General features: G+C 41.4%; 17 protein-coding genes and 1 other RNA gene. 1 reads left to right on the top strand and 17 read right to left on the bottom strand.

All coding sequences use genetic code 11. The features are described from left to right. Positions 1 to 5 precede the first annotated feature (5 nt). From cobJ to HMPREF3182_RS04275, 12 genes are read right to left on the bottom strand one after another with little or no spacing between them, the layout of a single operon-like run. A complete protein-coding gene (gene cobJ, locus HMPREF3182_RS04330; protein ID WP_062485668.1) occupies positions 6 to 737 on the bottom strand; it encodes a precorrin-3B C(17)-methyltransferase in 732 nt (243 codons plus the stop codon). Beyond that, on the bottom strand, positions 725 to 1,792 hold the full coding sequence (locus HMPREF3182_RS04325) for a cobalt-precorrin 5A hydrolase (RefSeq protein WP_062485666.1): 1,068 nt from the start codon (positions 1,790 to 1,792) through the stop codon (positions 725 to 727). Before HMPREF3182_RS04325 ends, cobJ begins: the two co-directional genes overlap by 13 nt. Then, positions 1,785 to 2,585 carry a precorrin-4 C(11)-methyltransferase gene (gene cobM / locus HMPREF3182_RS04320; protein ID WP_062485664.1) on the bottom strand — a complete coding sequence of 267 codons (801 nt, stop codon included), beginning with the start codon at positions 2,583 to 2,585 and terminating at the stop codon, positions 1,785 to 1,787. Before cobM ends, HMPREF3182_RS04325 begins: the two co-directional genes overlap by 8 nt. Next, complete coding sequence (cbiD, locus tag HMPREF3182_RS04315; RefSeq protein WP_062485662.1) at positions 2,578 to 3,714, bottom strand: cobalt-precorrin-5B (C(1))-methyltransferase CbiD; 1,137 nt, start codon at positions 3,712 to 3,714, stop codon at positions 2,578 to 2,580. The genes cobM and cbiD overlap by 8 nt, the downstream gene beginning before the upstream one ends. Positions 3,715 to 3,723: 9 nt before the next feature. Beyond that, entirely contained in the window at positions 3,724 to 4,506 is a 783-nt protein-coding gene (locus tag HMPREF3182_RS04310; RefSeq protein ID WP_062485660.1) for an ABC transporter ATP-binding protein, read from the bottom strand. Next, on the bottom strand, positions 4,507 to 5,517 hold the full coding sequence (locus HMPREF3182_RS04305) for a FecCD family ABC transporter permease (protein WP_062485658.1): 1,011 nt from the start codon (positions 5,515 to 5,517) through the stop codon (positions 4,507 to 4,509). Beyond that, positions 5,501 to 6,478, bottom strand: a complete 978-nt coding sequence (locus tag HMPREF3182_RS04300; protein WP_007391954.1) for an ABC transporter substrate-binding protein — start codon at positions 6,476 to 6,478, stop codon at positions 5,501 to 5,503. Before HMPREF3182_RS04300 ends, HMPREF3182_RS04305 begins: the two co-directional genes overlap by 17 nt. Before the next feature lie 16 nt (positions 6,479 to 6,494). Next, the gene (locus HMPREF3182_RS07810; RefSeq protein WP_062485656.1) at positions 6,495 to 8,384 is read right to left on the bottom strand and encodes a TonB-dependent receptor plug domain-containing protein; all 1,890 of its coding nucleotides are present in this window, start codon (positions 8,382 to 8,384) and stop codon (positions 6,495 to 6,497) included. Positions 8,385 to 8,403: 19 nt separating this feature from the next. After that, positions 8,404 to 9,063, bottom strand: coding sequence for an energy transducer TonB (locus HMPREF3182_RS04290; RefSeq protein WP_062485654.1), 660 nt, complete (start codon positions 9,061 to 9,063; stop codon positions 8,404 to 8,406). Continuing rightward, the gene (locus HMPREF3182_RS04285; RefSeq protein ID WP_062485652.1) at positions 9,060 to 9,455 is read right to left on the bottom strand and encodes an ExbD/TolR family protein; all 396 of its coding nucleotides are present in this window, start codon (positions 9,453 to 9,455) and stop codon (positions 9,060 to 9,062) included. The genes HMPREF3182_RS04290 and HMPREF3182_RS04285 overlap by 4 nt, the downstream gene beginning before the upstream one ends. Positions 9,456 to 9,459: 4 nt before the next feature. Next, positions 9,460 to 10,068, bottom strand: a complete 609-nt coding sequence (locus HMPREF3182_RS04280; protein ID WP_062485650.1) for a MotA/TolQ/ExbB proton channel family protein — start codon at positions 10,066 to 10,068, stop codon at positions 9,460 to 9,462. A gap of 12 nt (positions 10,069 to 10,080) precedes the next feature. Beyond that, entirely contained in the window at positions 10,081 to 10,836 is a 756-nt protein-coding gene (locus HMPREF3182_RS04275; RefSeq protein ID WP_062485648.1) for a HesA/MoeB/ThiF family protein, read from the bottom strand. A gap of 314 nt (positions 10,837 to 11,150) precedes the next feature. On the opposite strand from HMPREF3182_RS04275, the gene HMPREF3182_RS04270 reads away from it, so the two are divergent. After that, a complete protein-coding gene (locus HMPREF3182_RS04270; RefSeq protein ID WP_062485645.1) occupies positions 11,151 to 16,640 on the top strand; it encodes a TonB-dependent receptor plug domain-containing protein in 5,490 nt (1,829 codons plus the stop codon). Positions 16,641 to 16,684: 44 nt separating this feature from the next. Here HMPREF3182_RS04270 and rnpB read toward each other — a convergent pair. The 5 genes from rnpB to hpf form a co-directional block, all read right to left on the bottom strand. After that, positions 16,685 to 17,031: RNase P RNA component class A (gene rnpB / locus HMPREF3182_RS04265), an RNA gene on the bottom strand. Between the two features lie 22 nt (positions 17,032 to 17,053). After that, complete coding sequence (gene thiE / locus HMPREF3182_RS04260; RefSeq protein ID WP_328587211.1) at positions 17,054 to 17,716, bottom strand: thiamine phosphate synthase; 663 nt, start codon at positions 17,714 to 17,716, stop codon at positions 17,054 to 17,056. 12 nt (positions 17,717 to 17,728) lie between these two features. After that, the gene (locus HMPREF3182_RS04255; RefSeq protein ID WP_007392155.1) at positions 17,729 to 18,847 is read right to left on the bottom strand and encodes a Nif3-like dinuclear metal center hexameric protein; all 1,119 of its coding nucleotides are present in this window, start codon (positions 18,845 to 18,847) and stop codon (positions 17,729 to 17,731) included. Next, entirely contained in the window at positions 18,832 to 19,518 is a 687-nt protein-coding gene (locus HMPREF3182_RS04250) for a tRNA (adenine(22)-N(1))-methyltransferase (RefSeq protein WP_007392214.1), read from the bottom strand. Before HMPREF3182_RS04250 ends, HMPREF3182_RS04255 begins: the two co-directional genes overlap by 16 nt. A gap of 73 nt (positions 19,519 to 19,591) precedes the next feature. Further along, positions 19,592 to 20,116 (bottom strand): ribosome hibernation-promoting factor, HPF/YfiA family, encoded by a 525-nt coding sequence (gene hpf / locus HMPREF3182_RS04245; RefSeq protein ID WP_007392166.1) that lies wholly within the window; start codon positions 20,114 to 20,116, stop codon positions 19,592 to 19,594. Positions 20,117 to 20,599: the final 483 nt, after the last annotated feature.

Genomic DNA, 20,599 nt, shown 5'->3' with positions numbered 1-20,599 from the left:
ACCTCCTACAAAGAATATCCACGAGGTGTTACCATCTTACCCTCGATAACTTTAGTTTGACTATTACCAATAAAAATAGTCGTAAACATATCTACTGCCAGTGTTTCCATCGCTTTTAATGTCGCTATCCATGCTTTTTCCCCTATGCGTCCTACTTGCTGCACTATTCCTATAGGTGTTGTCTGTTGCCTATAAGGAGCAATGAGGTGATAAGCCCGTTGAACATAATCCGGTCTACGTTTACTTGCCGGATTATACAATACAATAACAAAATCACCCATTGCCGCATACTTCAGCCTCTTTTCAATGATTTCCCATGATGTTAAGGCATCACTTAAAGAGATAAAACACGTGTCATGAACTAACGGTGCTCCTAACAACGCCGCTCCTGATAAAGCAACAGTCACCCCTGGCACACCTTGAATGGTGACATGAGGATAATCCACGCCTAATTCACGGATAATCCCCGCCATGCCATAAACCCCGGCATCACCACTTGAAATAAGAGCAACTTTATGTCCCAATTCAGCTAAACGAAGTGCCTCTCGACAACGCTCTTTTTCTTTTCTCATTCCCATCGTAACAAAAGTAGCTTGCGGAAAAAGCGAACGAATTAATGCTACATATGTCGTATACCCTACAATATACTCACACTGTGTTAATATATCCCAAGCCTCTCTTGTCATCATCCTGGAATCACCAGGTCCAATGCCCACTACATATACTATTTTCTGCATATACTCTCCTCTTTTGACCATAATACCATATAATCTTCTTGTACAATAGCAATGGTAACGCCTTCATGTTTTTGCTTTTCCACAATAAGTTTTCCCTCTATACCACATAATGCTGCTCTTTCACAAACATTATCTACGCCTACTGTTTGCGTGACAAAAGAAGACGATGACTTGCTCCCTTTAACTTTTTTTAACATCTCTGCACTATGATAATAAATTGGCCAATGCCAAGAACTAGCAAACTCGGACAAACCTACTTCGTCCTTCTTAATATCAATCGTATGAAGTGCTTTAACGGAACCTGTCGATAAATGAAATTTATCAACAACCGCAAAAAAAGCACTATCAATCTGTTGCTTCGATATACCAGCACGACACCCGATTCCTACATGTAATACCTGCGGATGAACCAACAAATTTTTCTTAAACGGTCGATAATTCATACGTGCCGTAACTACCATGCCAATGTCCTCTGCTTCCCACGACAATCCTTGTGGCAATGGTTTTTCTACAGGAAATTCACTATTTATGCCCACACACCCTTTTTCTAATAAAGTAGCAGAAAACCGTTTTATCATGGCTAATGGTTCTAATAAACAATGTTGTTGTACACTCCACTCATCAATAGCAAATTCATGATTGATATCCGTTGCCGTCGTAATAATCGCTTTTCCCTTAATTAAGCGTGCCACTTGTCTAGCTAAACTATTCGCCCCGCCTAAATGACCCGAAATAACAGGAATGACAAACGCTCCTTTTTCATCCATACATAACACTGCTGGATCAACATCTTTACCTTTTAAGTAAGGTGCAATACTACGCACAACAATTCCCATAGCACAGCAAAAAATGATCGCCTTCGCCTGATAAAAAATCGACTTAACAAAGGTACTCACGTCGCCCTTAATTTCTGCCACGCCCTCAATCTTATATGCCGCTAATGTATACAAGCGTATATCCTGATGCTTCCCTTGTAAAGCCTGTGCTAATTGAATACTCGTGTCTCGTCCCCGGGAAGAAACCGAAATTAAAAAAATAGCATCTCCTTTAGTCATAATCTTTTTCGCCCTTTTTTCCCTTTCTAAAATGATGACTAAAATTCGGATGATACAATAAACTACGCTCATATCCATCCAATAACACCCTACCAATAACAATCAATGCCGTATGATGAATTTCTTCTTTTTCTCCTGTATCCGCTAGGGTCTGCACGGTACACGACAACACTTTTTCCTCTGGCCAAGATGCCTTATACACAATCATCGCAGGCATATCAGCAGCCATTCCACTTTTCAATAACACGGATTGTAATTCCCGTAACATATGACTACTCAAAAAAATAACTAATGTAGCTCCATGTTCCACATAATCCTGTATCTGCTGTTTATCTGGCACAGGCGTACGACCTTGCATCCGTGTAATAATAACAGACTGACTTACACCCGGAAGTGTATATTCAAGCTGTGCCGCCGCAGCAGCTGCACAAAAAGAACTTACCCCTGGTACAATAGAAAAAGGAATACCAGCCTGTCTCAACGCATCCATTTGTTCACGAATAGCTCCATATACAGACGGGTCACCTGTATGCAAACGAATAACTCGACTTCCCTTTTTATACTCTCTACACATAACCACCAGTACTTCTTCTAATGTCATTATAGCACTATTATATATACGACAAACGGAAGGAACATATGATAATATTTCTGGATTTACCAAAGAGCCTGCATAAATGACACAATCCGCCTTTTCGAGCAAATTTTTTCCACGCACCGTAATTAAATCAACTGCACCTGGACCAGCTCCTACAAAATAAACTTGCCCTATCTTGTCACCCGTACTACTCATCTTGTTTCCGCCTTTCATGTACCGCTAATATCGCTTTTGCCTGTTTAGTCATACCCAGTACGCCCCATTCTTGTGAAAAAGCGATAACCCCTACGGGCATTTTTTCCTGTACTCTATATTGCACATAAAATTCTATTTTTTTACACATAAATGACATAACCCGTTTCAACAGTCCTTGCTTAGCTAAAATCTCCAACGCCCCATCTGTTGTCACACAATCATAGATGGCTTGTCCTACCTGTGACGTAGCACCACCTAACAATGCGGCTAACGCTAAAAAAGACATCCGTCCATCACCATATCGAGAATGTGTATTCATAATTCCTTGAGCTAATTTCACAACCTTCCCAATATGACCAATTAACAACACATCAGAAAATTCTTTATATACAGCATAATCCAACATTTCACCAACATAATTACTACACGTGATCCGCTTAGTCGTATCAAGACCCCATTGAGCTTGACTAAATGACACTCCATAATTACCAAAAAAAGCTAATAAATGTCGAATTCCTGCAGCGTATTGGCTGTCCATTTCCATATGTATCGTATGAATAAGTGCCTTTTCACTCATCGGCTCTACAATTCCCGTTGTACCTAAAATGGATAACCCCCCTTGCACACCCAAACGAGGATTAAATGTCTTTTTCGCTATTTCTTCGCCACCAGGAATTGATAATTGTACGGAAAACTGACCATTATAACCATACTGCTCCGCCACATCAGTTAATGCCCGTTCAATCATCTGACGCGGTATCGGATTAATGGCCCATTCTCCCACAGCACAAGCTAAGCCAGGTTTAGTTATCTTGCCTATACCTTCACCCCCCGTTAAGACATAAGTATCGCTCTTCTGTACAGTAGCATATACGTATATTCCATCTGTTGCATCGGGATCATCCCCACTATCTTTGCAGATTGCACAAGACACACGGTCATTCGTACGCAAAATATGTTCAACCGATAAGACCAAAACATCTCCAGACGGCACAAGCAATCGCACTAATTCAACCGCTTCCCCCGTAAGTAACATCGTTGCTGCCGCTCGCACTGCACCAGCTGCACAACTACCTGTCGTATATCCGCAACGTAACTGTTTTCCCTCTTTGACGGTAAATAAATTCATACTATTCTCCTAAAAAATATCTTTTCCAATCCAAGCAAATGAATGATCCCCAGTAGCCATACATTCTCCCCGTATACCAAAAATATCTCGCATCAACGCAGGTGTAATCACCTCCTGCGGCGTTCCATCCGCCACTATTACCCCCTCTTTTAAAGCCAGTACACGAGAAGCAAATTGCAACACCTGATTCATATCATGTAACACTAAGATAATCGTAAGACCTCGTTTTATACAAGCTTGACGTAATACATTCATCATATGTATTTGATGATACATATCTAAATACGTTGTTGGTTCATCTAATAACAAAATCGGTGCTTGTTGTGCTAATAAAACAGCCAACCATATACGTTGCTGTTCCCCCCCCGATAGAGTGCGAACCAACACATTATCCATATTTTCCATCTGAACTGCTTTCAATGAGTCCGTAACCCATGTTTCATCATACGAAGTAAGTCCCCGTAAAAAACGATGATATGGAAACCTACCTAATCGCACTAATTCACGACAAGTCATCATATCTGGAAGTTCATGAAATTGCGGTAAAATAGCTATATGCCGTGCCAATTCTTTACGTGTATATTGTCGTAGCACTTGTTCATACAAATAAATATTTCCCTTACTATATGGCAATAGACGTCCCACCGTTTGTAACAACGTACTTTTACCACAACCATTTGGTCCAATTACAGCTACTATTTCTCCTGGTGCAACCGTAAAAGAAAGATGCCGTAACACATGCCGTTTTTGACGATAAACATCAATATTATCTACTTCTATAATCGCTTTCACTTACATCTCCTTACGCAACAAAAAGAGAAAAAATGGGGTTCCCAATATAGCCGTAATTAATCCCACAGGAATTTCCACTGGTGCAAACATAACTCGTGCAACCGTATCACTAAATAATACTAACGACGACCCTAAAAGAATCGTTCCCGGCACCATCAGTCGATAATCGCCCCCCAATAAAAGTCTCGCCATATGCGGAACAATTAAACCAACGAACCCTAATAACCCGACCACACTCACAGCACTAGCAGCTAATAACGATGCTAATGCCGTTAATAAAAATCGTGTTCGTTCAACTGGTAACCCTAATCCACGTGCCATATCATCTCCCAACTGCAATAAATTCAAATAATACGAACTAACCATCGTAAGAATAATGCCAACCAGCGTATAAGGCCACAATAAACCGACCGAATCCCAACCGACATTACCAAGTCCACCGGCCATCCACATCAATGCGCCATGGACACGATCGCTATAAAAAATAAGAATCCCCGAAATAATTGATCCTAATAATGAAGCTACGGCCACGCCTGCTAAAATAACCCGCACTGGACGAATACCATTTTTCCATGCTAATCCATATACCCACACTGCCGCCAGCATAGCACCTATAAAGGCGACAGGCGTTATAAGGTAAGTCAACGCTGGACACAAGATTAAAACAACCACTCCCATTAACCCCGCGCCGGACGAAATGCCCATAATATGCGGATCTGCCAAAGGATTACGCAAAATACCTTGCAATAACAATCCAGCTAAAGCTAAATCTGTACCTACAAGCACACCAGCAATACCTCTCGGCAAGCGTACATCCCAAATAATAGTATCAGTCACACCTGTTGTGGGTGCCCATAAAATATGAATAACGCGCGTAATAGATACGTCTGCTGCCCCATACATAATAGAAAGGACAAAAGAAGTAACGAAAACTATGCCCAAGACAACTAAAATAATACTTGCCCATATGCGATTGTGTTGACGTAATATTGGTTTATTGATAGAACTCATCCTCTTTTACTCCATAAATAAGTGAAGCCATATACGCCATAGCTTTGCCATACGCTAAGCCTGGGCTAACTAAAAAATACTGTTCAGGTAAAACATACACCTTATTTCTCTGAACGGCTCGCAAATGATTCCAAGCTGCCTTTCCTTTTAATTCTTGCTGCAATCTCTTTTCAATTTTTTCGGGTGATCCCATAGGAGTAAATAAAATCACATCAGGATCTTCTTCCAAAAGAACTTCTAAACTATATGGGACTTTCTCTACATCACCCCTTTTTTTTTCATGTTGCACCGCTACATTTTCAGCATATAACAATTCTGCCATATTGCCAGCAATACTTTGCGATAATTCTACCGTAACTGCACTTGGAGTGACATGTAAGATAGCAATTTTTTTCTTTTTTTTCGGTATCTTCATGCGAATCTTTGCGACATCATCATCTAATTGCTTACATATCTGTGTTGCCTGTTGAGACTGTCCAAAAACCATCCCCAATACTTGTAACGCATTTTTTTCATCCTGGAACGTCTTTCCTTGAAGTGCAATAACAGGAATCCCTTTTTCTTCATACGGACGGATTAACTTTTTTTGTGTACGACTACCTAAAATAATCAAATCTGGTTGCAACGATATGACTTTTTCCATGCTAATTTGGTATACGGGTCCCAGTTCTACCGCCTGTTGATATGCCCGTGGAACCTTAACTTGAGTGGAACGAATCGTCGTCCGCCCCACTACTGGTGCTTGAAATACATCACAAAAAGTAAGGAGCGAAGCCGTTAATACTACGACACGTTTAGGCTTTTGATACAGTGTAATTGTCCGCCGCAAATCATCCGTAACAACAGCATACGGTTTTGCATTCGTTCTAGGCCTAGAAATAGATGCGGCATTTCTACATCCCCCTAATACCAGTGTCATAAGTACTACCACAATAAAACCAATATATACTATTTTCTTCATTGTACGTTTATCCCCTTTACCACGAACAATGCATACCCACTAACCATTGTCTGCCCGCAACGGGATATTGATGAAATAAATCATACCCTGCATTGTTTATGTTGCGAACTTCTACATACCATAACAGTGAATCATTCGCTGCATATTGAACATTTCCATTCCATTGTACAAAGGCCCCCGTATTATAATCCGTCGTATCTCGCCCTGCACCGCCATCAAAAGAAAGGTTGCCTCTCCATTTTCCTGCCGTATAAGTTATTTCCCCTACATACCCATGCGGCCGATTATACGTGCGTTTATGATCGATCCCCTTTTTCGTATATATGCGATAATCCGTATATCCATACCCCAACGAATACTGCCAATGTGAGTTTACTTGACGGAAAAAGGATAGAGTTCCACCCGTAACGGCTTCCGTATCCAATTGTTCCACCCGACCTAAACCATGGTTCCAGCGAATGGCTTGATGTATTTCATTACGAAATACTTGTGCCTGTAATGAAGCCTGAGGCGATAAACGGTACGTCATACCCAACGTTGCGGTATACCCATTTTCAGGACGCAAGGAAGGATCCCCTTTTACCCATTTTTCAACCCATTTTGTTTTTCCATGTTGCTGTATTTGTCGACGTACCTTTTTCGTATAAAACAAATCATTCATTTTAGGAACAGAAAAAACACGTCCCCACGAAGCATACCCACTAAATCTTTTTTGCGTATCATATAATACACTAACTCGTGCGGTAGGATAAAAACCAAAATAAGAATTATCATCTCCTCGCACCCCGGTCAGCAAAGTCCACTTTCCTTGTTTCCACTCATCTTCCAAAAAAAAAGCTCGTTGTGTACGACGTTTATGATGAATATTTGCCGTTTCATGTATTGCTTCTTCCCAGCGCCATTCACCACCTAAGGTAATCTTATGCTGTGCCGTAATACAAAAAACCTTTTCCCCCCTAACACCTTGTGTACGCGTAGAAAATTGCGTTTCTCCTGCCGCCTTATTCACTTGCTGATAATATTGTACATAACCTGGATTCATCGTATATGTATCATACTGATAAGCGAGTTGTACACGATATTGTTTCCGTTTGCGTTCTTTATGCATAAACGTATACGGTTGTTTCGTACGGATGACCGTCGTACCATGTCCATCAAACTGAGTATATTGAGCTTGCATATCTAATGAAGTTTGATCCGTTAGGCATCGTCGTATCCGCACAGCTATATTATCTTTCATATAATCACTATATACCCGTTCCGTTGCATATATTCCATGCGAACGAATCGGATAATACGACCGTTGTGTGCGACTCCCCGTCACATACCACGATAGTGCTTGATGCTCGCCACCAAAGGCAATCCGCCTTCCCCATTGATCGCCCGTACCACCAAATACATCTAACCGCTGTTCTCGGTGTGCCCCTTTTTTCGTAATAATATGAATTACACCACCCACAGCACCACTTCCATAACGTACGGATAACACCCCTTGCATAACTTCAATCCGTTCAATTTGAGCGATATCCGGCACTAAAGATAAATCAACGGTTCCTCTTCCATAAGCAGCCTGCCCTGTATTACCTATATTTTGTCCATCAACGAGCACGACAACTCGATCCGTACCTTGCAAACGAGCATACGTATCACCACCAGGTATCTGCTCCGATACGGTTACACCGGGAATAGCTGCAACCGCTTCTTTAACCGTTGTATAATGTCGCTGTTGTATTTGTTCTGCCGTAATAATGGTCTTACAAAATGGTTGTTCTTTCTCTTCGTAAAAATGACGATTCATCTCCATCCACGTTGTCTGTTCCGGTAATTCAAATTCACCTTGCCCCTGCGCCACTGTACAAACAGTAGTTAAAGCAACGATTACCCCCAGTGCATATATTTCTTTCATCACAAAACCTCATTTCCACTTATTTTTTTCTAAAGCCAACCGAAATAGTTACCCCACAAGACATCGCATTACCAGCTTCATTTTTAGCTGCTATAAATTGATATTTCCGTACCGCATCAATCGCACTCTCATCTAACTCATGACTTCCCGATGAGGATAACAATCGAATCGAATCACCTACTACATGCCCTCTATCCGTAACAATAAAATGAACGCAGACTACGCCCGTAATGCCTTTCTGTTTACTTTTTTCAGGATACCTAGCAGCAGGTGCATATACCAATTGTGGTGCTATAACAGCCCCTTCTATTCCATTTTTTTTCATCTCGTTACCTGTCGCCGTAACGCCTCCCTGTCCAAAAGAGCTGACAACGCTCTCCTCTGCCACCGTTTTCCCAAACTTTTTTTCTATCACCATAGTACCCGTCTTAACAACAGTTGCTGTTGATGTTGGACGCCCTTTATTTTCAGTTAATTCTGCACGATCTGAACGCATAGTTCCCTTCTCACCACCATCAACAAGAGTAGGAACATCCGCTACATAGGCAGTCATCTCAGAAACGATAGCGGACTTATCCGACTTAGGAAAATCCCCCGCTTGATATACCCATATACCCAAAAGCAACAAATGCACTACCATAGTTATGCCCAAGGAAATAAAAAAATCTTGTCGTTTCATCTTTGTCTTTGCTCCACGCCCAAACCAACACGCGAAATACCTTCTTGCCGCAATCTATCTAAGACCTGCATAACTTCACTATACGATACATCCTTATTCGCCCGTAATACAATCGAAACTTTCGGATGTTCAGACAACTTCTTTGACAAATCACGCAATGTAATAGGCTGATCCTCCACATATAACCGGTGATTTTGACGCAACGTAATAACATATACCTCATCCTTTGCAGATTGTCCCTGTGATATGACGGGCAATTGTACGGGAACAACATGTAACGCTGAAGTACCTACAACAGCAAGCATAAAAAACACCACTAAAAAAAACATAATATCAATCATCGGAATAATCATAACTTCCGGTTTTTCAACCATCTTCTTTCGTAATCGCATCGACCTATCCTTCCTTTTGATACCATTCCCAAGCAGAAAAACAAAGTTCTATATCCCCGATAATACGATCATGACGTTGTCGAAAATACGTATGCATAACCATCGCTACTAACGCAATAATAATGCCAAAGGACGTTGCCACCAACGCTTCGCTTACTCCCCCCGTAACAACTAATGCGTGTTCTCCACCCGTTGAAAGCAATTGAAAAGAATACATCATCCCATGAATCGTACCTAACAATCCCAATAAGGGGGCTGCCGTAACTATCAAACTTATGTAATATAAGCGCTCTTGCAAAAGAGTAAGCACGCGTCCCGTTTCCAACTCAATATATGCTTGACGTTGTGCTACTGTTTCCATTTGTGCCGCTACCATAATCATATGGGCCAATGCCCCTCGAGTTTCTCGTGCCATATCTACTGCCTCTTTATATTGCCGACGCATCATCACATGATAAAATCGTACCGCAAACATATGTCCCGAATCCAACCGTGCAAATACAAGATATCGTTCACACCCCAAAAAAATGACCACCAATGAACATACACACAATACATACATTACTGTACCACCAGCCATAAACCATGGCTGAATAACCTTTATCCATTCCATCCGCTACCCTCTCTATCCTTTATGACAAGCCTGACAATGTTCATTTTTATGAAATTTCATTTGCCGGAAAGTCATCGAAAGTCCATCATAAATTAACATTCTTCCCAATAGCAACTCTCCCATTCCCGTTACATACTTAATCACTTCCATTGCTTGCAACGTACCAAGCGTGCCTGCAATCGCCCCAATAATACCCACATCCTTGCTTGTCGGAACCGTACCTGGTGCCGGTTCATCCTCAAATACACAACGATAACAAGGCGACTTATGTGGAACATATGTCATCAATTGCCCTTGCATAGCCAATACCCCCGCATGTACAAACGTTTTTTCCTCTTCTACACAAACATCGTTAATCAAAAACTTCGTAGCAAAATTGTCCGTACCATCCACGACAATATCATATTCATCCGCCACTAGCAATTGTCGTAACACCTCTTTGGTCACTCGTTCTTGATAAGTGTGGAGATGCACCTGACTATTCAACGTCATCAATCGCTGACGTGCCGATTCTACTTTACTTATACCAAGACAATCTTCGCCATGCAAAATTTGCCGTTGCAAATTCGATGAATCGACCACATCATCATCGACAATCCCTAAAGTTCCAATACCTGCAGCCGTTAAATATAAGGCCACAGGAGAACCTAAACCACCTGCCCCAATAAGGAGAACCTTACTCTGCAATAACTTTTCTTGTCCCTGTTCTCCTAGCGTAGCAACTAATATATTACGCTCATATCGCATTTTTTGAAATGTTGATAACATATTTTTTCCTCCTTCGTGTATTCTTTATTATACTATGCTTTGTCATAGGGGAAAATGGATATAACCAAACTGTAATAAATAAGCTTATCTTTAATACCATAAAATATATTTTTCTACTTATGTCTATCTCTATTATGATACAGATAATTATATACAAAAAACACTTATATAAGGCGATATTTTCTCCTATCATCCCGCACAAAAAGGAAAAAAAAATGTCCATTTGGATTGTTTTTTTACCGTTTGGAGTAGATTTATAACATGTTTTCTGTTATCCTGATAAGGAAAATCAATCACAAAAGGAGAGATGGTCTATGAATTATATCACTCATCGTCATGCAGCCTTACTATCCTGTGCAATAGTCGCTTGGATGTCGATGCCCTTACCTAGTTACGGAGCAAACGTATCCACAAAAGATGTCTTCGTAAAAGCCACCGTAGCAGAAGAAGAGGCAAAAGTAGAATCACAACAAAAAACAATTATTACAAAACAAGAAATTACCAAAAAGCAAGCAAAATCAGCGGAAGATATCGTCTTCCAGGAAACCGGCGTAACCCGTACGGTCGACGGCATGGGTAATGTAGGCGTCTCCATTCGTGGTGCTGAACCTCGTCATACGCTCATCTTAGTAGACGGTCAAGAAGCCCTTGGTGGCCTTGGCAAATACAGCGGTGCCGGTGATGAATTACAACGTATCGGTACGGAAAATGTCGATCACATTGAAATTATCCAAGGTGCCGCTAGTGCCAAATATGGTTCCGGTGCCATGGGCGGTGTCATCAACGTTATCACTTCAAAACCCAATAAAAAAGCTGGTATAAAATTCAACGTTGAAGGTCGTCGTGACCGTGAATCCGCACAAAGAACCCCCCATAGTAATTTATACTTACGTGCCGATTCAGGCAAAATTGGAAATTTCCGTTTTGCCATATATGGTAATAAACGTGATTTAGCACCAATTTATTCAAATCGTATGCGGCGGGAAGTATTGGCCACCCAAGAAGAAGCGGCCGCCAATGCCTATGAAAAAAACTCCCTTCGTTTTTATGGTACAAATGCCAACATCGGCTTATCTACCCATTATGACATAGATGCTAATCATAAGTTAGATACACGGGTTGATCATTATCAAGAATCGCTCGAACGTTTCGTCAAAAGAACCACTTCCTACTTAGAACCACAAGTACATTATAAACGGGATCTAAAACGAAATACCGGTAATATTGCTTATTCCGGAAAAAATGATAAAAGTGATTGGAAAGCAGAATTCAACTATACCCGCACCAAAGAAGCCGATATTACTTTAACTAGTGATTACGGCAAAAGCACCTACGAAGGAAAAAACACCTTGGATGCTGTCGATGAAGTCAATCACGGTGAATGGAAGGGCGAATTTACCATGAATCGCCAAGTCAACGACAAGCATCTTCTGTCCTACGGCTTCGGCTATGCCCATGAAGACGGCGAAGGAAGTCGTGTGAAAATGGCGCCTGAAACCTACCTTCGTTCGATCAACCCATATGACTACGATAAAAGTTTGTATGTACATCATGGCGAAGCGTCTTCTAAAATACATAAGCATAATTTAAAAATCGATAAAAACGGTTCTCTCATCTGGGATAAAGAATCCGAATATTATGGATATCACGGGGAAGAACACCCCCCTTATGATGAAAAGTATAAACCCGAAATGACCGACAAAGAGGAGCGGAATATGGGAGTGGCGGACAATTGGGGGGATCCCATCGGCAATGCAGCGGAAACAAAAAAAATGCTCGCCAAAAATCCCGATCGCTATAAAGCCTATTCCTTTGTCGATAAAAGCAAACCCTGGGGCTATGATACGGAACGTAAGTTTTTACCCCAGTTTACCTATGAAGAATGGAAACAATACTTAGATCCCTCTTTTGCCGGTAAAGGCTCCTCTTCTCATCTGACACTCACCGGCGGTGACGGTACAAATACGGATAAAGAACGGCGTTCTTTATTTTCCCGTAATCCCGACGCCTACTATCGGTACAAAGCCTTTAATGAAACGTTAAACAATCTGGAAACAGCACGCCAAGCCTATAATAAATATATTATAGACACGGAATTCGGCGGCAACGAAAAAAAATACGAAACATATATCCTCAATTATGTCAAAAAACATAATGCGTTTCCTGAAAATTATAAACCCACTATGAAAGATTATGGGACAACCTACGGGAATGCTAAAGATCTCACCGATAATTACGGCACAAATGATCTGAAAGATTATTACGCCCTCTTGTACTACGGCACAACGTGGAACTTCCCTTCGGCATTCATGAAAGCCAACGGTAAAATTTTCCGGGAAGAATATAATCAAAATCAAAATAAACAACTCGTCGGCAAAGCGGCACTCAATAAAGCGCACGTCTTCCTGCAAGATACGTGGCAACTCAATGAAAATACCATGTTATACCCCATTATCCGTCTGGATCACACGAACCTTTTCGGCAATAATGTATCCTTTAATATGGGCGTGACGCATACTCTCGGCGGTAATGTGCATCGTCGCTTTAAAGCCAATGTCGGCACCTCCTACACGGCTCCCGGGTTGGGCGAATTATACTATTGTTGGGAAATGTTCGGGCCGCATGTGTTAAAAGCCAATCCCGACGGCAGCGGTACGGCTCGTCTCGGTTGGTATTGGCAGGGAAATCCCGACTTAAAACCGGAAAAAGGCTTTAATGTGGATGTTTCCATTGAAGGAGAAAATGCGAAAACCTACACGAAACTGACCCTGTTCCACAACAAGATTGATAATTATTTAACCCTCTATAATACGGGCAAATTAATCGATTTTAATCCCGAAGCGGATGAATCGACCATTCTCGGTATTTTCAAATATTTCCATGCACCCGATCGTATTTACAGTTTCAAAAACATCGGTCGTGCCGAAATTACCGGTGCCGAACTGGAAATCAAACATCAATTTAACACTTCCCTCAAAGGTCGTATCGGCTATACCTGGCTTCATGCCATTAACACCAGCGATCCTACCATGCCTCGTCAATTATTAGATAAACCCAAACATAAAATCAATATAGGCTTGGATTATGAAAATAAAAAAACCGGTTGGAGCGGCAGTATCTGGGGAGAATACTATATTAACATGCTCGACAGCAATTCCGTGGCGGGCAATAAAAATACGCTAACGACGGAACGCATAAAAAATCCCAAACAAACAGGTGATTCTCTTTTTGATAAAGCTAAATTACATTATGACATTCTGGACAAAAAAACCGTAGACATGTATCAACGGAAAACCTATGGCATGTGGAACATCATGATCCAAAAGAAAATAAATAAAGACTCCCTCGCCTACTTCGGTATTGACAACATCTTTAACCATCGTGACGATGACCGTGCCTTTTCTGCTCGCACCTTCCGTTTCGGTGCCAACTTCAAACTGGGCTTAAGTGCGAAGCAAAAATTGGAAGATTTTATCCCGAAAGAATTAAAAGGAAAGATTTCTCCCTTAATTCTCACCGGATTTTTAGATCGTCCTTTTGATGACAGTCAAACGACTACCATCCGCATCTTCGGCGACTATCGTGCCCGTATGGACAGCCACCTCGGGGAAAACCGTCCTGCCGTACGAGTTACCGAATCCAGTTCCATTGACGAAGGTGCCGTAAAAGCCCTGCAAAATAAAGAAGACCACGGTTTCTCTCAGCGGATACGCTTAGGTCTCAACGCAATATTAGATAACCATACCCACTTAACGCTTGTCGGCAGTGCTGCCGCCTTAAAAGAACCGGATACTGCCCAAACCGCCATTGATAACCGCAGTATCAACAAAGTACGGATTGAAAAAGCCGATATTACCAAACATACGGCTGCTTGGGATGTATCCCTCGGACGGCTGAACGAAAAAATGGGCATCACCGGGTATTGGTTTAATCAATCTTTCGACGGTGCCCGCCTACTATACACCGACAAAAATTCGCAATTCCGTGTCGGGTTCGGCGACTTTTCCCACAGTACGGGAGTCACGGACTCCGCCTATACGCATGCCGAATACGATGTATTTTACCGTACACCGACAGTTAACGAATTAATGGGTGTATACTATGAGGGCGGACAGCTTAAACTTACAGAGTCTAAAGAAACCTATGGGAACAAACTCAATTACTATCGGCAACTTGCCAACATACGAGATGCGGAAGCTTCTTCCTTAAACCAATTAAAAGCCGAAAAACAACAGGCCGAGGACTCAGCCAATGAGTGGTATAAAAAATACAGTGAACGTGCCGATAAAATAGGTTTAAACAACGCTGGCAAGGATCCGGAATGTATAGACTACGATGCAAAAATGAATAAAGAGTTAGCCAAAGCAGAAGAACTGAAGACAAAAATAGAGCAGACTGAAAAAGAATTATATCCGCATGATTTATCAACCCGACTCGAAGTAGTACAACGCTTACAATCCTTGGCAAAAAGAACGTACAGCAAAGAATTGCATACTAAAAAATATTTTATAGAAACCCCTGAAGTAACGGCATCGTATACCCATACGACCCATGATGAGGATGACGGCCAAGACTATGAAGATACGGAAACCTTTACCGTTCCGGGCTATGCTAAGCCGAATAACACAGATGCCAAAGATATTGCCATGAGAAAGAAGTATGAAGTATCTTTAGATGACACACGCATGCTCACAGACGGAAAAGCCTACTTACAAGAATGGTATCAAACAAACAAAAAACAGCTCCTTGCTTACTATAACAATAAGATAGAGGAATTCGCTAAAAGTAAGGCCAAGTCCAATAATCAGACTATCGCAAAAATAAATAAGTTGACCGAAAAAGATCTCGATGACATGCATTATGTCGATAAATTATACGAAGAAAATTTCACAAAAACAGCCTCCTATAATAGTCTTTTTGACGGTGAACATTCTTCTGTAATTGCCAATTACTTTAAAGGCATTCAGGCTGCCCTTACCGAAGGTGACGGAAATAGTCCGCTGCCCCGTGAAGCCTTTGAAAAAGAAGTAGGTCGCCCTATATTGACCAAGGGAAATCTACTGCGCCGCGATACGATTGATCCGATTAAGCGGGCTATATTCTTCCAATATCGTCGTAAAGCGACGAATCGTCTCGGCCTTACGGGGTGGTTCTTCCGCTCCGTAGGCAATCAGGAACAGCAATACAAGATTGCCGACTATGATCTCAAAGGCTATGACAAAATGGGCCATAAAATTGTCGATAATCGCAACGATACCCATGTATTCCGCAAAGCGGTCAATGTGTTTGCCATCGGTGCAAAGTATCAATTAAACTCCCTCTCCTCTATTTCCTTTGATTTCGGAATAAACCGCTCCGAGTTGGGACGTTATCTCAACGGCAACACCAAGAGTGAACAATATATCGATCCGAGTATTTCCGATCCCAACAGCTCCATCTATACGTCTCGGTTCCTCATGAATGGTCGAACCTTGGGCAAGAATCCCAAATTCTTCGATATTCGTTTTGACTTCGGTCGCCACGATTACCGTCTGCCGGGCTCCTGGAGCGCCTTCGGCGACTACAAGTATTTTGAACACGGCGCCTTCTTCGGCGGCAACGGTACGGAAGGCTTGCCGGATCGCTATTTGGACGGCGTCAAGAGCTTCACGCTCGGCGGTGCCTATGTGCCGAGAAAGAATATGCTCTTGGAAGCATACTATACCTTTGATGCCCAAAGTACGGGCAAGCGGGATACGTTATACGGGCCGGAACAATTCAAACTCGGCAATTACACCCGCCTGCAACTTACGTATAAATTTTAAATATCAGATATACAAAAAAAAACCTCTCATGTGAGAGGTTTTTTTGTATGAGTAATCAATAAGCCGAGTTTTGTTCTGCTACTGCAGCGACAATCATCTATCTAGTCATGCCATTACTGACATGATCCAGCGACACAACCCGGAAGATCAGCGGGCCGCTTCATCTCTTCCCTATTCGGTCTTGCTCCAGATGGGGTTTACCTAGCCGATATGTTACCATACCGCTGGTGCGCTCTTACCGCACCGTTCCACCCTTACCACATACGTGGCGGTACACATTTCTGTGGCACTATCCCTAAAGTCACCTTCGCCGGGCGTTATCCGGCATCCTGCCCTATGGAGCTCGGACTTTCCTCTGATGTATTCCACCAGCGATTGTCTTTCATACTCATTTGTTTATTGTATCTTACTTGCTAGCATTCGTCAATTTTTTCTTGCAATACCTGACGAAAAGCACCTATCTGTTCTACTATATCCGTAGCACCTACCAAGGCACTAATCATGGCAAAGGAACGAAATCCTTCCGTATATAATTGCCGTATATGTATAAGATCAATCCCACCAATTGTCACCACAGGAATAGGCAACGTCAACGCATAGGCTTTATCTACATCTGCAACAATATCATGCACATCCATTTTTGATGTTGTCTGATACATCGGTCCTAATCCTACATAATCAGCACCATCACGAACAGCCTTTTTCATTTCTGCTATCGTATGCGTTGATACACCTACCACAATATCTCTCTGTGCCAAACGTCGCACCCACGCAACCGGAGCATCATCTTGCCCAACGTGAATTACCGGTGCTTCACAAGCTATGGCTAAATCAATAGAATCATTCATAATAAATGTCGCCCCATATTCATTACACCACTGACAAATATCGCGAGCTTCTTCATATTTTTCTTGCCAACTTTTTTCCTTTTCTCGATATTGAATAATACGTACACCTGCACCTAATAACGCTTTTGCTACTTGTCGATTCGTACGCCCTCTAGAAAAAGTTTCACCTAAAATAGCATATATGGGCTCTGTTCGGATTTGATGAACATGGTCATCATGCTTCATCATAGCATTACCTCCTTATAGCCTTTGTATCATATCCATTGCCGTCGGATCAACAACACACTGAATATGCCAACCTTGCTTTTCGTTTTCAGCTTCTATATTCTGTTTCATCCTATCGATAACAGGAAATTCCGTACCAAAATGGCCAGCATCCACCACTAATATCCCCTGTTTGATTGCTTCTTGTGCGGCATGATATTTCATATCACCTGTGACGTATAAGGTTGCCCCAGCGGCTTTAGCCGTAGCAATAAATTCTGCACCACTACCGCCTAAAACAGCGATTGTCTGAATCTGTCGATCCATCGGTCCAGCATAGGACACATGCGTTAAATGTAATGCCTCTTTAACCCATTGTACCGCCGCCATAGAAGATAAAGGAGTTGCCAACTCACCTAAACGCCCCAATCCCAATGCAGTACGTTGCTGATATAATGGATAAATGTCATAAGCCGGTTCTTCATAAGGATGTACAGCAAGCATCGCTGTAATAACTTCGCCTAAACGCGAACCTTCAACAATAGTTTCTATCCGCTCTTCTTCGACTGTTTCCAAAACATCCCGTTTGCCAATAAAAGGATGAGTCCCTGCTAACGGTTTAAATCGCCCCTGCCCGGCTACACTAAATGAGCAATAACTATATGCACCAAGATGTCCCGCATCATGCTTGCCTAAGACTTCACGAATAGCATCACCATATCCCTTTGGCACGTATATGGCAATCTTATATAACGATTCCGACACACCTGGAATAAATGGACGCACATGCTGTAATTGCAAATGCTCGGCAAGGACATCGTTAACTCCACCCGTAGCACTATCTAAATTCGTATGTGCCGCATACACCGCAATATGATGAGAAAGTAATTTTTGATACATCCGACCATCATACGAATCGGTGCGAATAGCCTTTATTCCCTTCATAATAAGTGGATGGTGGCTAAAAATAAACGATATTCCTTCTGCAATCGCATAGTCAACCGTACCTTCCATCACATCTAACGTAACCAAAACCGAAGAAACGGGATCTCCCTGATTCCCTAGCAATAAGCCTGGGTTATCCCACTCCTCCTTTAAATAAAGAGGTGCTATCCCTTGTAAATATGTAACGATATCCCCTACGGTAGTTGCCATTTCATTGCCTCCAATTGTTCTACTTCCCATTGTAATTTACGAATTTGCTCTTCCATATTTTGTCGGCTTCGTTGAAAGCCATGCAAAATACGTTTTTTTTGCGAAATAAGTAAATATAATTTACGTTCTACCAATTTATCTTGCCGTTGCCAATTTATCGGACCTACTTCCATTTCCCCATACGATAATTTTTTCCCTTTTCCTGGACAGACTCGCATAACATCATATAAATGACCATCTTGCACTAGTATTTCATCTTCAATATGCCAATCATGTTCACTAATAAAACGCCGCACAGCTATCGCATCTCGCATAGGCTGTAATACCATAAAAGAAAATGTCTGCCATAAAGAAATCGATTTAGCTAATATATCCCGTATTAAATAACCGCCCATACCAGCTATCACGGCACCTTCTACTTCACCTTGCTGAATGCACGTAAGCCCATCCCCTAAACGGCAAGTAATGCGTTCCTCTAACTGAAATTCTCGAATATGTGCTTGAGCCGCTTGTAACGGTCCTAATCGGATATCCGCAGCAATAGCACGCGGCGTATATTGTTTTTGACACATATAAATGGGAATATACGCATGATCCGTGCCAATATCAGCAAACGTTTTTCCATGAGGAATCAATTTCGCCGTTACGAATAATCGTCCCGTTACTATCATACCTTGCACATCCTTTACCTATAATGGGGAGTATAGAAACAGGACTACCACTGGCAGTCCTGTTTCTATACCCTTAAAATTCTGGTTCAATAAGTCCATACTTTCCATGTTTTCGTTTATACACAACATTAATTTTATCCGTTTCAGCATTTAAGAATACAAAGAAATCATGTCCTACTAAGTTCATTTGTAAAATGGCTTCTTCCGTATCCATCGGGCGTGCCGCAAATTTTTTAACCCGTGCTATTTCAAATTTTTCTTCCGGTTCTACCTTACCTTCAATTAAGGAAGCATGAAAAACGCTTTCTTTCATCCGTCGTGCCAACCGAGTTTTATATTTATGGATTTGCCGAACCAATTTGTCATATGCCAAGTCAATCGAAGCATACATATCTTCATTAGCTTCAATACTACGTAACACAACGCCATCAATACGCAGTGTAATTTCTGCAATCTTGCGTTCTTTTTCGATAGACAACATCGTTTGAGATTGCACTTCATTGTCAAAGTATTTCAATAATTTTTTCTCATTTTTTAATACATACTCTTTCAAAGCTGGTGTAATCTCCAAATTTTTACCACGAACGATCATTGCCATAAGTCATCCCTTCCTTTCCTTGAAAATCAACAATCGATTTTCATTGCTTATTTATAGTATTCGATACGTCTATGCAAAATCCTTTTATCTCTTTTTATAATAATAAAAAATCTATCTATCAATTATCCCCTTTTAATTATTGACATAAATATATTATGCTATCACACCATTCAGTATTTTTATATTTTCGTATAAACGGCTATATTTTGTACACTATAGTTATCAAAAAAGTAATCCCCAAAACCTACATCACTTGTATATTATTATAATTATCTCCCCCTTGCACCACAATTCATGAAGATTACCCATATAACATATATTGCACTATCGTTTAGCCCTTATATTTTTTCAAAGCTTACACCTAGCGATCTATTCTAAAACAATACATATCTATTGGCACATGCATACTTGCAAACTTAACAAAAATAATATCGCCTGCTATCGTTGTTCAATTGCAAAAACGAATATAACATTGTTATACTC

Origin of the sequence: Megasphaera hutchinsoni (genome assembly GCF_001553405.1) — a bacterium.
Taxonomy (GTDB): Bacteria; Bacillota; Negativicutes; order Veillonellales; family Megasphaeraceae; genus Megasphaera; species Megasphaera hutchinsoni.
Note: the sequence above shows the minus strand (reverse complement) of the source record. Positions and strands in the feature narration are given on the sequence as shown.